13 protein-coding genes are annotated in these 14,328 nt (G+C 42.9%); 6 read left to right on the forward strand and 7 right to left on the reverse strand.

The window, feature by feature from the left end:
• Nucleotides 1–72: 72 nt before the first annotated feature.
• From AC6JA8_RS12000 to AC6JA8_RS12025, 6 genes are all read left to right on the forward strand, one after another.
• Entirely contained in the window at nt 73–1,818 is a 1,746-nt protein-coding gene (locus AC6JA8_RS12000; protein WP_497973996.1) for a YiiX/YebB-like N1pC/P60 family cysteine hydrolase, read from the forward strand.
• A complete protein-coding gene (locus AC6JA8_RS12005; RefSeq protein WP_497973997.1) occupies nt 1,799–2,746 on the forward strand; it encodes an NAD(P)-dependent oxidoreductase in 948 nt (315 codons plus the stop codon). The genes AC6JA8_RS12000 and AC6JA8_RS12005 overlap by 20 nt, the downstream gene beginning before the upstream one ends.
• A complete protein-coding gene (locus tag AC6JA8_RS12010) occupies nt 2,743–3,867 on the forward strand; it encodes an arginase family protein (protein ID WP_497973998.1) in 1,125 nt (374 codons plus the stop codon). Before AC6JA8_RS12005 ends, AC6JA8_RS12010 begins: the two co-directional genes overlap by 4 nt.
• A 2-nt stretch (nt 3,868–3,869) precedes the next feature.
• Nucleotides 3,870–4,508 carry a leucyl/phenylalanyl-tRNA--protein transferase gene (aat, locus tag AC6JA8_RS12015; RefSeq protein ID WP_497973999.1) on the forward strand — a complete coding sequence of 213 codons (639 nt, stop codon included), beginning with the start codon at nt 3,870–3,872 and terminating at the stop codon, nt 4,506–4,508.
• A 98-nt stretch (nt 4,509–4,606) separates the two neighbouring features.
• Nucleotides 4,607–5,959, forward strand: coding sequence for a YiiX/YebB-like N1pC/P60 family cysteine hydrolase (locus tag AC6JA8_RS12020; RefSeq protein WP_497974000.1), 1,353 nt, complete (start codon nt 4,607–4,609; stop codon nt 5,957–5,959).
• Nucleotides 5,960–6,111: 152 nt separating this feature from the next.
• The gene (locus AC6JA8_RS12025; protein WP_497974001.1) at nt 6,112–6,621 is read left to right on the forward strand and encodes a hypothetical protein; all 510 of its coding nucleotides are present in this window, start codon (nt 6,112–6,114) and stop codon (nt 6,619–6,621) included.
• A gap of 37 nt (nt 6,622–6,658) precedes the next feature.
• On the opposite strand, the gene AC6JA8_RS12030 is transcribed toward AC6JA8_RS12025, so the two are convergent.
• From AC6JA8_RS12030 to AC6JA8_RS12060, 7 genes are all read right to left on the reverse strand, one after another.
• Nucleotides 6,659–7,186, reverse strand: a complete 528-nt coding sequence (locus AC6JA8_RS12030) for a NuoI/complex I 23 kDa subunit family protein (protein ID WP_102244059.1) — start codon at nt 7,184–7,186, stop codon at nt 6,659–6,661.
• Nucleotides 7,183–8,616, reverse strand: coding sequence for an NADH-quinone oxidoreductase subunit G (locus AC6JA8_RS12035; protein ID WP_142409314.1), 1,434 nt, complete (start codon nt 8,614–8,616; stop codon nt 7,183–7,185). Before AC6JA8_RS12035 ends, AC6JA8_RS12030 begins: the two co-directional genes overlap by 4 nt.
• Before the next feature lie 2 nt (nt 8,617–8,618).
• A complete protein-coding gene (gene nuoF / locus AC6JA8_RS12040) occupies nt 8,619–9,920 on the reverse strand; it encodes an NADH-quinone oxidoreductase subunit NuoF (protein ID WP_497974002.1) in 1,302 nt (433 codons plus the stop codon).
• The gene (locus AC6JA8_RS12045) at nt 9,920–10,432 is read right to left on the reverse strand and encodes an NADH-quinone oxidoreductase subunit NuoE family protein (RefSeq protein ID WP_497974003.1); all 513 of its coding nucleotides are present in this window, start codon (nt 10,430–10,432) and stop codon (nt 9,920–9,922) included. Before AC6JA8_RS12045 ends, nuoF begins: the two co-directional genes overlap by 1 nt.
• Nucleotides 10,429–12,135 carry an NADH dehydrogenase (quinone) subunit D gene (nuoD, locus tag AC6JA8_RS12050; RefSeq protein ID WP_497974004.1) on the reverse strand — a complete coding sequence of 569 codons (1,707 nt, stop codon included), beginning with the start codon at nt 12,133–12,135 and terminating at the stop codon, nt 10,429–10,431. Before nuoD ends, AC6JA8_RS12045 begins: the two co-directional genes overlap by 4 nt.
• An 18-nt stretch (nt 12,136–12,153) precedes the next feature.
• Nucleotides 12,154–12,741: an NADH-quinone oxidoreductase subunit B gene (locus AC6JA8_RS12055; protein ID WP_102244063.1), complete on the reverse strand. Its 588-nt coding sequence runs from the start codon at nt 12,739–12,741 to the stop codon at nt 12,154–12,156.
• 116 nt (nt 12,742–12,857) lie between these two features.
• Nucleotides 12,858–14,297: a hypothetical protein gene (locus AC6JA8_RS12060; protein WP_497974005.1), complete on the reverse strand. Its 1,440-nt coding sequence runs from the start codon at nt 14,295–14,297 to the stop codon at nt 12,858–12,860.
• Nucleotides 14,298–14,328: the final 31 nt, after the last annotated feature.

Raw genomic sequence — 14,328 nt, forward strand, 5'->3', positions numbered from 1 at the left:
TGATACACTTTTACCCGAAATCCCAATGGAGTGAGAATGAGGGCAATCAGCTTAGTTATACTAACAGTCGCTATGCTTTACAATGTTAAAGTACAAGCTTCCACTGATCAATTTAGCATCAGACCTACTCCCATGTCTGAAATCGACAAGGCGGCCCATCTGGATGATGGTCACCTGGAAATTTCCGGCATTCATCAGCTGGAAAACTTTGATCTGGAAGTCGATCATATAGAGATCAAGAAGAAAAACCCGCTTAAGGATATTGACGAGAACCTGATTCATTATACGGAACTAATGCGTGTTTTTGACCGCTTCAGGGTCTACAATGTGGAGTTGTCGCTCAAGTTTTTAGAAAAAATCCAAAAGAACAACACTTTCTCAGGCGATGATCTTTATTTAATCAAGCGCACGTTTGATGTCTTTTATAAGATCAATTCCAAGATGATGGAATTTGGCGATCTTTACCAATTTAAAGCGTCGACAATGTCTAAAACTTTTTCTTCACCGGAAGTTAAACTTCCAATGGTGAAGGCGCATCTTATCTGGCTTTCTTCAAACCTGATGGTTATCGATAATATGCAGGAAGTTCACAAGATCCTTTATCAGGAAGACGGTGGCCTAAGACGCATTATCAAGAACACGATCGGTGATAAAAAAATTGATGCTGAAGGTGAAAAGAAATTAAAGAGCTTAACTGAGCAAATTAACCGCGCAGTGGAGACCGTAGAAAACAGCAAATTTTTTCAACAGGTCAATTTAGTGCGCTCTATTGCTGTCGATTTAAAAATCACTCTGGAAAGAGATGCCAATGCCTTGGCCTTGTTAGATGAAATTATGAGCAACCGCTCTTCTATTGAAATCTCTCAAGGAAGACGCGAGTTTAAACTCTCGGCGTTTGGATTAAACGATGCCATTATCGGCTTCTTTAACAAGATCACCAATTTTCTAAGTGGATTCTTCGGCAATATCGCCGGCAGTATTCACTGGAGAAAGGGATACCTTTACGAAAATCAAAGTGCTCTGGATATTGCAACCAAAAGCCTTAAGCCAATGGATATCATCTTAGAAAAGAGCCCGTTCGTCTTAACAGATAAACTCATTCCCGGGCACTACGGTCACGTGGCACTTTACCTCGGGACAAAAGCTCAGCTGGATGAAATCGGAATGTGGAATCACCCATCGATTGTTCCTTACCAGGAAGACATTGAGAAAGGAAAAACGATCCTGGAAGCTGTTCGTCCGGGTGTTCGCTTAAACACAATTAAAGAATTCATGAATATCGATGAATTCACAGTTGTGAGAAAACTCGATGGCCTGATGTCGCCGATTCAAATCTCGGAGCAAATCACCCGCGGTCTGGATCAGATGGGAAAAAGCTACGACTTTAACTTCGATATCTCGACTCTCGATAAAATCGTTTGTTCGGAGCTTATCTACATCGTTTTTGGCCACGTAAACTGGCCGACACGCTACCGTATTGGAAGACCTACGATCACTCCTGACGATATTGGAGAAGTGCTTTTCCAAAAGAATACCCGATTCAAGATGACTGATTACATGCTTTCGACTCAGCGTCATAGAATTGAAATGGAAAATATTGGTCACCTGGCCGATATCTACGAATACGAAATGAGAGCTTCTAACGGGGAAGAAATCAAGGATCCTCAAGATCCTACGAATAGCTTCTGGAAAAAAGAGACAAAGTGCTATATGGTTTCAGAGTCAAATGAACCAGGCCCGATACGTGAACAGGCCACTAAGACTCGTCAATGTAAGACGACCTATAAAGAATATTATTATGAAGAAGTGGGAATCTAAATTAACGATTAAAAGAACAAGTACATCGCCTTACTTCTCGAGCGCCTTTAACCAAACCGAAATCGAATCTTTAAATCCATACGTTGACATGCTCCCGAGTGACTCGGGAGCTGCCACGGATATGCTCATCACCAACACGCATACCAATTTCGATCTTCTAAGCGGCGAGCAAGTCGATAAACTCAAACTCGTCCTGCACCCAAATTCTGGTTATGACAATATCCCGGTGGATTTCGTCAAAGGCTCAAAGGCCCCGATCATTATCGGCAGCACCATCCGTGCCCAGGCCGTCTCGCAATACATCTTAAGCGCCCTTTTAAATCACTTTTCCCCTATCCCTCAACAACCATTCTGGGATGTGGATAGAAAATGGCCTAGACGCCTTATTTCGGATTTAAAAGTGACACTGATTGGTTACGGTCATATCGGAAAAATCTTAAATGCGACTCTGGCCCCTATGGTAAAAGAGCTCTCAATTTACGACCCGTTTGAAAACTTCACTCAACTCAATAATAAAAACTCTGATGTCGTGATCCTGGCCTGTGGTCTGAATGCTAAGAGCCGTCACATCATCGACAAAAATTTCTTAAACGCTATCCGCGAAGACGCTCTTATTATCAATGCTGCCCGCGGAGAACTTATCAAAACTCAGGACCTGGTGAACTTCCTTTCGGCCAACGATGAAGCCTTTGCCGTTTTAGATGTTTTTGAAAAAGAGCCTGCAGACTTCGGTCTTTTTAGAAATTTAAAAAACATTAAACACACTTCGCACATTGCCGGTGTTTTTAAAAATATTGACCAGCACACTATTAACTTTGAAGTCGAAGTGATTAAAAACTTTTTTGAAATGACCGATTTTGATTTTAAAAATAAATACCAGAAAATGATTTTACAAAACAGGCTTTCCCCTTCCATAGGACTTATATGAGTACGCCATCAAGAGCAGAATTTCTTGCCAAAACCAAACACTACCTGGTGCCACCGGGAGAAGGTGTCTTCACTGTTCACACGGCAAGTGACAAAAGAGAAAACCTGCAGAGAAAACTTTTTGGGCCAGATGCCGTCAAAGACAAACGCGTTCGCGAATTGTGGGAGAAAAGTTTAGAGACCACACTTCCGCAAGCAAAGTGTGTGATCTTCGGGATTGCTTCTGATGCTGGTGGTGGGATTCAAAGAGGGGCCAACTGGGGTCCACTTTTTCTGCGCGAGACATTGATTAATTCAAAAGATGATTTAAGGGCCTATGATGTGGGAGACGTTCGTGTCATCCCTCACCTACTTCACGATAAATACCTCAACGATGAAACAATTAAAAAATGCCGTCAGGCACTTTATGGAAGCGAAGGTATTGCCCTTCCAGTTTCTCCCCTTTCTATCGCTTATGATTTTGCTAAAAGCTTTCACGAACAGTTTCCTGCTAAATCGATGTTTATGATTGGTGGCGACCACTCGGTCAGTTACCCGATCGTGCGCGCTTATCTTGAGGCGAAGAAAGCTCAAGGAAAAAAAGTGGCCCTAGTTCACTTTGATGCCCACACTGATCTTTTAGAAGAAAGACTGGGAATTGATATTTGTTTTGGCACATGGACTTCACAAGTGATCCCTTTCCTTGAATCACCAAAACACTTGGTGCAAATTGGAATCAGGGCCTCAGGAAAAGAGCGCATGCACTGGGAGAATAAATTCCACCATACGCAAATCTGGGCCAAAGAAGTTTTTGACCGCGGAGCTAATGCTGTGGCCGACGACATCGTCGCCCAATTAAAAAAATTAGACGTTGAAGAAATCTATATCAGCTTTGATATCGACGTTCTCGACCAAGAATATGCTGGAGCTACCGGAACACCAGAGCCAGGTGGACTTTCTCCACACGAACCAATGCTCATCATGCAGACACTTTTTGAAAACTTCAAAATTGGTGGAGCTGACATGGTGGAGATTGCCCCTCAGGTGAAGTCTTCAGCAGTTAAACAAATTGAACCGGAAACCACTTTAATGGTGGCCGCTTCTCTTTCGACGTTTTTAATTCAGGCAATGGGAAGCAAGTAACCATGGCGATTGCGCAATTTCCTCCAGTCGATACGGCCGATGAGCATGGCCTTCTTGCTTTAGGCGGAGACCTGGAGCTGGAATCACTTCTTCTTGCTTACTCGAAGGGAATTTTTCCCTGGCCGATTTCAAGCGAATACCCTCTGGCCTGGTTTTCACCTGACCCCCGTGGGATTTTAGCTTTTGAAAAAATGCACATGAGTAAAAGTCTCAGAAAGTTTCTTAGAAAGAGCCCGTATGAAGTGAAGTTTAATACTAACTTTGAGGCCGTCATCATGAACTGTGCCCAAGTCGCGCGCTCTGACAACCAGGGCACATGGATCACTCAGGACATTATTAATGCCTATATTAACCTGTTTAAAAATGGGTTTGCCTATTCTGTGGAGACCTACCTGGATGAGCGCCTGGTGGGCGGAATTTACGGGGTCTGTATCAATAAATTCTATTCCGGCGAGAGTATGTTCCATATCGAAGATAACGCCTCTAAAGTGGCGCTTATTTCGCTTTTATACCAGCTTCACCAGCAAGGGATTGGATGGATCGACACTCAGATGGTCACCCCTGTGGTCGAGAGCTTAGGCGGGGTTTCTATCCCGCGAGAGACCTATTTAAAAATGCTTCATAAGTCACTTTATTCATAGGGGCCCTTGAGACCCCTTAGTGTCTAAAAAATAAACACCCGTTTATAAAAAATGCACTGCCCCCCCACTCAGGCAAAAATCTTCATAAAATAGTGGGGATGAAAACACTACTTTTTACATTATTTGTGGCGGCCCAGGCCTTTACTTCTCTTTTTGCAGCTGAGGACCTATGTCAGGAAAAACTCAGGGAGCACATGGAGATTGTCACTTCATCCGATGATTATTTTAAATCTCTCAGAGATCATTCAGAGACGATCTCTTCTTATGAGATCATTCAGTTACAGAAAACCTTAACCAAGAGATACTCAAGTTTATTAAATTTCCAATCATACTACATTGGTGCCATGGCCAGATGTAAACCTCTCGCCTTAAGCAATGCTGTATCCATTTATGATTTTTCTACAATTAGGGAGCTCCTTATTAGTGACACTAATTTAAGACGTGTTGTTAAAGGGCTGACAAAATTTGATGGCTTTCAATTAGAAGATTTTTTTAATGATTACAAAAAATATAATTCCAATGAATTTATTTCAGGCGTTTTAAATGAAGTCGCATCCGATGAAGTCGATCTTCCTCAAAACGTAAAATCTATTCATCTTTATCAAAAGCAATACGACCCGAATATGTACCGCATTTCCGATAAGGCCATCCAGGGCACGACTGCTGTTGTGGCCGGAGTTGCACGCCTGTGGGGATTTATCTCTGACCATATGAAATGGAGACAGGGCCGTTTGAATAACAATGAAGAGGCCAAGAGTCTTCTGCGCTCAAAGCTAAGACCATTTGATTTGATTTATGAAAAAAGAACTTTCGTTCTTTCAAATTACACGATCCCAGGACACTGGGGACACGTGGGAGTATGGCTTGGAACAAAAGAAGAACTCATTGAACTTGGTGTTTGGGATCAGGAGTACTTTGCTTTTTTAAGAAAGCAAGTTGAAGCAGGAAATCAGATCATGGAAATTAGAAAACCAGGTTTGGGTTTCCAGAGTCTTGATACTTTTATCAACCTAGATGAAATCGCTGTCACTCGCGTTCTCGGTGTTGCTGACCGCGCGCCCACAGTGTTTCAGGATCTGATTGCCCAGGCGGGAAAGGCCTATGACTTTAAATTTGATGCTAGAACAGCAGATAAAATCACGTGTGCCGAGCTCATTACTTTTAGCTACGGCGATATCAAATGGCATGAAACAAAAACTCTTTTCCAGCTAAGTCTTCGCCCGGATGACCTGGCCCTTCTTTCAGTGACGAACCCTGAACAATCTGAGTTCGTACTGTACTTAAAAGGAAATAAAAGAGGTGGGACTTTCCAAAACCTGGATAAAGATGAGTGGACTAAATTATTTAAGCTCAAAAAAGAACTGACTCCAGAAGAGCTTGAAGAAGCAGCACGCCTGGCCCGCGAAAAAGAAGAAGCAAAAAAACTCGAGGAACTTTATAGAGGAGCGTAGAAATACGCTCCTTTTCGGTGCCTTTTTGGCCCCAAAAATCTCACATTTCCCAATGAAATTGTAATTTTCACCCTACTTGCCAACTCTTATTTGCACGAAAAAAAAAGAGATGATACCCCTAAACTTCAAATTGATTATCTTAGGGAGTGATCATGAAAAATGTATTCTTCGCTTTAAGCGTGCTCGCACTATGTGCTTCATGCGGAAATTCTAGCAATAAAGTAAACTCGGGAAGTGTCTCAGGCACAAACGCCTTAGCTACAGGGGCCCTGGTTAATTTCGAAGGAAACTATGACCTCATTGATATGAGAAGTGACGACTGCGGTGCTGCCCTAACGATCACACGCGCGTGCAATGGCTATCGCCTTCAAAGCAACAACCACATGGGTGCTGAAGACTTCTGTAACGTAAACCTTGGTGGTGAAACAGATCGCAACCCACCAAACCCGGATCGCAATCCACCTAATCCAGACAGAAACCCACCTAATCCGGATAGAACTAAACCGGAAGTGACTCAAAAAGGAAATGTGCTGACGTCTATCGTTCGCATCAGCAGCAACCTTGCTTTCACTAATACGCTGACACTTGCTGATAATGGAGTTCTGACAAAAGTGTCGAACTTAAAGAGTAGAACGAGCCGCTGTATGTATCAAAAAAGATAAAAAAAAAGGCCTCCGAAATGGAGGCCTTTTTTATGCACTATAAACGAAGTTTTAGCCTGTCTTTATCATCAACTGTCGACTGAATCCCACGCCCACCGTTTAGAGATTTTCTAAACGCTAGTTCGTACTGATCAGCAACCCATTCTTTCTCTGCGTGCCCGGCCATTTCATACTCGCTTGATAAGCGGATAGCATCTACTGGACAAGCTTCTTCACAGAAACCACAGAATACACAACGAAGCATCTCAATTTCAAAAGAAACTGGTGCCTTCTCTACTTCTTTATCAGAGTCATCAGCTGCCACGATATGGATACACTGAGCTGGGCAGTAAGTTGAACAAAGCATACAAGATGTACATCTTAGTGTTCCGTCTTCTTTTACTGTCAGGACGTGTTTTCCCTTGAAACGATCAGAATAGAAATACTTCTCTTCCGGATAGTTTAAAGTCATAACTTTATCGATACCAAATAGGGCCTTCACAAGCTTAATGATTGTGATCTTTAGTCCAAGGACTGTCCCTTTGATATATCCGTGTGCTTTGTATAGATCAGAGTTGATAATCATAGGTTCACCCATTTCCCGTAGTAGCTTACGTCTTTAGTTGTTTCGCCGTAACTTAATCCAGCTGCTAGTTTGCGGTTTACACCCTGGAAGTTCACGATCTCGCCTTCTTTTTCAAGGAAGCTTGGAACTGGCAGAAGGTAGTTGAACGCTTTCATTGTTGAAAGTGTTTCACCTGGAGTAAGTGCAATTCTAGTAGAAGCTTTTTCAATTTTTGTTAAAAGTGTATTGAAGTGGTCTTCATTGTATAGGATTTCAGGGACGACAACGTAAGCTACGTCGCTACCTGAGATCGATCCAAGAAGTTTATCAAGACCTGCTTGAGTGTGGTCAAAACCAGCTGCTTCGAAAGCTTTTTGAGCACCACGAAGGTTAGCGTTTTTATCCCCACGTCTTAGGATTCCGTCGAACTCTGGCCCAACAGTTGGAAGTGTATAAAGGGCCACTTCAGCTTTTGATCCTTTAATTGAAGCAAAGAACTTAGCGTATTCTTCATTTGTCAGAGATGTAGAAAGAATGAACTTTGCCTTTCTTCCTTTTACCAATTCGATTACAGCGTTTTCATCAGCTGGCACGAATAGACCGTTTAGGTTTTCAGAAGCGTTCTGAAGACGTGTCGGGCTTGAAACGTGTTTGTAGATTGAGCGACCATCGTCACACATCCAGTGCTTGTTAACAGCTTCATCGTATACTGGTTTTACACGGTATGATCCGTTTTTGTTTTGAGAAACTTTTACTGAACATCCAGTTTCACAACCAATACAAGTCGTGTGAACTTCTTCCAGGAACCATACACGTTGCTTGAAACGGAAGTCTTTAGATGTAAGCGCTCCAACCGGACAGATGTCTACCAGGTTTTGAGCGTAATCGTTTTTAAGGTTTTCATTAACGTTGATTTCAGCGTGGTCACCGCGATTTAAAATCCCTAGTTCGTTTGTCTTCGTCACTTCAGCAGTGAATCTCGTACAACGTGAACAAAGGATACATCTCTCAGCGTCCAGCATTACGTTTTTACCGATATCCTGAACTTTATCCTTGTGAACTTTTTTGTCGATCATTTGCGAGTCGTACTGTCCGTACTTCATGTAATAATCTTGAAGTCCACACTCTCCGGCCTGGTCACAAACCGGGCAATCAAGCGGGTGGTTTACAAGGTGGAATTGAAGTGTAGCTTCAACTGCAGCTTTGATTTTTGGAGTGTCGTTGCGAACAACCATTCCATCTCCGCAAGTAGCGTTACATGCAGGGAATGGACGAGGAACCCCGTCTTGTTCAACCATACACATACGGCATACACCAGCGATTGAAAGTCCCGCGTGGTAGCAGTAGTGAGCAACTTGTTCACCATTATCTAAAGCAGCTTGAAGAAGGTTTGATCCTTTGACTGCTTCAATTTGTTTTCCGTTCCAGGTAATTTTTACTTTTTCAGTCATGACTATCTCTTATTAGAATTTACGTTTGTCGTTACATAGGTCTCAAGTTCTGGTCTAAAGAACTTGATCATCCCCTGAGTCGGCATCGCCGCTGCATCAGCAAGAGCACAAATAGTCTGCCCTCTCATTGAAGCCGCTGTCTTATCCAGAAGTTCGATATCTGATTTTTGAGCTTTGCCCGATTCTCTTCTCTTAAAGATGCTCTCCATCCAACCAGTTCCTTCGCGGCATGGAGTACATTGCCCGCAAGACTCGTGGTGGTAGAATTCAAGAGTGTACTTAAGGATATCACCCATGTTTCTTGTTTCATCGATAACGACGATGGCACCAGAACCAAGCATTGATCCTTTGCTCGCGACATCTTCGTAGTCCATTTTTACAGCGTATGAATCCTCTGCATTTAAAACTGGAGACGATGATCCACCAGGGATGACCGCTTTAAGTTTGTTGCCGTTTCTCATACCACCGCAGTGAACTTCGATGATTTCTTTTAGTGTTGTCCCAAGTGGTACTTCAATAACACCTGGCTTATTAACGTCACCAGAGATTGAAAACAGTTTTGTTCCTGCTGACTTCTCTGTTCCGAATTTTTTGTATTCTGCTGCCCCAAATCTCATAATCCAAGGAACGGCCGCAAGAGACTCAACGTTGTTAACCATCGTTGGAAGTCCACGGTATCCTTTGATCGCTGGGAATGGAGGTTTTAGTTTTGGCTGACCTTTTTTACCTTCAAGAGATGAAATCATTCCTGTTTCCTCTCCACAGATATAAGCTCCAGCTCCACGGTGAACGTATAGGTCAAAGTCGAAACCTTTGCCCATAATGTTCTTTCCTAGGTATCCTTTGGCATATGCTTCTTTAAGCGCTTTTTCCAGGATCACTGCTTGCTGGTAGAACTCTCCACGAATGTAGATGTACCCTTTTTGAGTTCCCAGTGCCCATGCAGAGATAATCATCCCTTCAATCAGGATGTGTGGGTTTTTCTCCACAAGGAATCTATCCTTGAAAGTTCCCGGCTCTGATTCATCGGCGTTACATAGAAGGTATTTTTGAGCGGCACGGTCTTTAGTGAAGAATCCCCACTTAACACCAGTTGGGAATCCAGCTCCTCCGCGTCCACGAAGTCCTGATTGTTTTACTTCTTCTTTAATTGTTTCAGGTTCAGCCCCAACCCATTTTTTCATCATTTCATATCCACCCGCACGTTCGAAAACGTCGATGTTATGAACACCTGGAATATGGTGGTAGCTTAGAAGAGTGTAATCTTTGTAATTAGCAGTGTCTTTTTCCATGATCTTATCCATTATGGAAGCTCCTCTAATTTTTGAATCGCAGCTACCAGGTCAACCGGGCCTACGTAATCATTATTAATACGCATACAAGGTGCCATTTCACATGCACCTAAACACTCCATCTTCTGAAGTGAGATTCTTCCATCGCGTGTTGGAGTTAAGTAATCTGTATCAAAGTGCTTTAAAAGACCTTGATAGATTTCGCGTCCACCGAACATTGAACATGTAATGTTGGTACAAACGTGAACCATGTTTCTTGCTACCGGTACGTCGTAGAACATATCGTAGAAAGAAATAACTTCTTTGATTTTGATTTCTGGGATTTTCATTAGTGAGCTTACGTATTCGATAGCTTCTGTTGGAAGCCATCTGTTTTGCTCTTGAACTAAGTGAAGAACCGGAAGAAGTGCAGACTCAACATCGTCGTAACGAGTAAGTAGCTCTTCATACTTTGCTAAGTTTTCAGCCGAGAACTTAAAAGGTGCCCCTTGGCTGTGTGATTTTTCTGCTCCGTGAGAACTCATCGGTCTAACTCCCCTGCAATAATGTTCATTGAGCTCAGCTGTGCAACTGCATCGGCAAGCATGTGGTTGTTAACCACTTCACCGTACGACTGATAAATTGCAAAACATGGTGGACGTACCTTTACTCTGAATGGATTTGGTCCACCGTCAGAGATAACGTAGAACCCAAGTTCTCCGTTGGCCGCTTCAGTTGCTGAGTAAATTTCACCGACAGGTGGACGAACACCTTTCATGATAAGCATGAAGTGGTTCATTAGACCTTCGATGTTTGTGTAAACTTCTTTCTTTGGTGGAATACAAACTCTCTTATCAAGAGACTGTACTGCGCCAGCTGGTAGGTTTGCCAGAACCTGGTTGATGATTCGGCAAGACTGTCTCATCTCTTCCATACGAACAACGTATCTATCAAATGGAGTTCCGTCGTACCCAACTGGGATTTCGAACTCTACATCTTTATAGAAGTAGTATGGGTTAGCTTTTCTGATATCGTAGTTAACACCAGCAGCTCTTAGACATGGACCTGTGTATCCCCAGTCGATTGCGTTTTTAGCAGTGATTGGAGTGACTTTTGTTCTATCAAGGTAGATTTTGTTTTTAGTTAAAAGAGCGTCTACTTCTTCAACTCTCTTTTCAATTTGTTTTACAACATCAAGACAGTCCGTCACCCATCCAACTGGAAGCTCTTGAGCTTGCCCACCGATACGAGTAAGAGAAACTGTTAGACGAGCACCACAAAGTTTTTCGAAAAGTTCGTAAACTTTTTCTCTCATTTCAAAGCAGTACCAGAAAGATGTCAGTGCCCCAAGGTCAACCCCTGCAGCTCCGATACAAACCATGTGGTCGATGATACGAGAAAGCTCAGCTAGAACCATTCTGATAGCTTTTGCACGATCAGGAATTTCAATTCCCATCATGTCTTCGATCGCTTTACACCATCCGATGTTGTTCATTGGTGATGAACAGTAGTTCAATCGATCTGTATAAGGAACAACCTGGTTGTACAGGTGGTTTTCAGTCATTTTTTCGAAACATCTGTGCAGGTATCCGATCTCAAGTTTTGATCTCTTGATTACCTCTCCTTCAATCTCTGCCATGATACGAAGTGTACCGTGAGTAGCTGGGTGAGAAGGCCCGATGTTGATCCATTCACGCTTTAGTGATTCTTCGTGAGTGATCGTTGGATCTGGATCAAAGTGGATATCGATTGATTCTGAAAGCGGTTGATTGTGGTCCGCTCTATAGTCTTTTCTAAGTGGGTGACCTACGAACTCGTGGTGAGTGAGTAGACGCTCTTTTTTGCGTCCTTCGTAGTTGATCCCGAACATATCCCAAGCTTCGCGCTCAAACCAGTCCGCCCCTTTCCAAACAGACATAACAGAGGGAACCATTTCTCCACCGTCAGCATCAACTGGAACGCGAACGCGGACGCGCTCATGGTTTTCCATATTAAGTAGGTGGTAAACAGATTCAAATCTTTTTCCGTGAGTCCATTCTGTCTTTGGTCTTCCAGTATTGTCGACACCGCAAACATCAAGGATCATGTTGAATCCAAGTTCATCTCTAAACTTAGTCATGACACTTACAAGGTTTTCAGTTGTCGCCCATACAACATGGTTGCCGAAGGCGTATGAGTAATTTTTCTCACCGAACTTTTCAATAAGAACGGCTGAGTAATTAGATGTTGGTGTTGTCGATTCAGTCATTGATTATACCTTTGCCAATTACGCGTTTGCGCTCAGTGCTTGTTTTTGATCGTCTTGCTTTAGTTTTTCATCAAAAGCAGAAACACCGTTTTTAATACGGTCTTGAATCTGCATGATTCCCTGGATAACAGCTTCCGGAGTCGGAGGACATCCTGGGATGTAAACGTCTACTGGAATGTCACGAGAGACACCTTGAACAACGTGGTAAGCGCGGTAGAATCCACCAGAAGAAGCACAAGCACCCATGGCGATAACCCATTTAGGCTCTGCCATTTGCTCATAAATTCTTCTTAGGACCGGCGCTTGTTTTTCAGTGATGGTACCAGCGATGATCATAAGGTCAGATTGGCGTGGAGAGAAGCGAACAACCTCTGCACCAAAACGTGATGAATCGTATTTTGGACCTACTACAGCCATGAACTCAATCGCACAACATGCAGTCCCGAATGGAAACGGCCAAAGCGAGTTTGCTTGTCCCCATCTCTTGGCCCATTCTAAGAATGTTCCAGCTTTAGTTGTTACAATTAAACGATCTAAGGCAAAGTCCTCTTCACTAGTGCTAGTGACTTTGTTGATCGGGCTCACGAGTCTCTTATTAGTCGACATAACGTCTCCTATTCAAAAAAAATTAATGTCGGGTTCGAAGTCATATTTTAGGGATAACACCTAGAAATGTAAATCAATTACTTACATTGAAAACGAGAGATTCTCTGTGCGTAAATTTACCTGACCAGACCGGCCTCATCCTGCTTGAAGTTTTCCCATACAACGTCCTGCGGAAAAACATCAAAAGGAATTTGGTTTGGTGTCTTAGACTCATATTTACAAGCGAAATTCTGGATCTTATCAAAGACCCAGCCGTAGATTTTTTGGTGACTCCCCCCTCTGACGTTGTCGTATTCTACGAAACGGTACTGGGAGTTGATCTGGTTTTTCATTAAACTCAATCCATTGATAGCTTGGTCGAAGGCCCCTTCAAAATTCTTGGCGCGGCAACGCTCAAGTTCTTTATTCTGACTTACATAAAAGTGCCCTTCATCCACGCGTGGATTGTAGGCCCATGAGTTGTCCGTACAGCTGTAATAAAAGCCACTTTTCTCCAGCAGTGTGAAGGCCTGGATATAAGTAAAAAACCAAAATCTTCTGGTGTTATCAGTGATGCTCGCCGGGCGAACGAGTTTCTGGCACTCATAAAATTCATTGGAACTTTTCGAGTAAAATTCTTTAAAATACTTAAGGAAGCTGTCGGCCTGGCCACTTTTTTGTCCACGGATTTTCTCCGCTTCATCCCAAACAGTGTCGTACATCTTCATACACTGAGCACGCCAATTGTTGAGTTCTACGAACTTCTGCGTGTTCACTACTTGTGCCGTCTTTTGAAAATAGTTGTAGGTATCTTTTAAGTTAAGTTCCTTTGAAATCCTGAAGGCCGGAAAAATCTTTCCACCCACTCGGTGATATCCATGCATATTGGTCAACATCCCTTTTGCATAGCTCCAATCAATTTTTCTTTTTAAATCAGCAAATGAACTAACTGAATTGTATTGAGGATCGCGGCTGTTGACCCCGAATAAAACCTGAGACGACTTCCACTTCTCTTTTAAGTCACACGGGTAATTCGAACACTCATCAATCACCACCGAACCCAAGATTCGCGCCTGGTCAAAATGCGTTGGGCTTTCTTTAAAAGCTTCAATCTTATCTTTATTAGAAATGATCACGATCTTCATCGGCTGCTTCATTTCATCATATACACGCGGGACAATCCCTTGAGTGAAGTTTGGAGTCATCAAGTCCGCTCTGTAATTTTCCCAAATATCATCCTGCGGGCAAAAGGCACGCTCGCGGTAGAGCTTCCCTGAAAAAAGATCCAGGTCATAAAGGTAGTTACTCTCTTCCGGAGTGGTGACGACATAGTTGATGCTAAAATTATTGGCCTCAACAGGTGCGAAGTTTTTTATGTTCGGGTCTACATCAAAGAATGGATTGGCGACGACAGACTCGTCGTCTTCTCGCTCTGCGAATCTCGGAGGTAACTTATTCCATTGCCCCAGGATTTTTCTCTCGTCTCTTTTTTCATCAACAGGTGCACTTCCACAACCTGCGAGTGTTGAGATTAAAAAACTTGCGATCAGGGCCTTTTGTAATTGACAGATAGTCATAAATTTCTCACAATCTCAGTTCTTCCGATCA

It is taken from the genome of Bacteriovorax sp. HI3, from assembly GCF_059738875.1.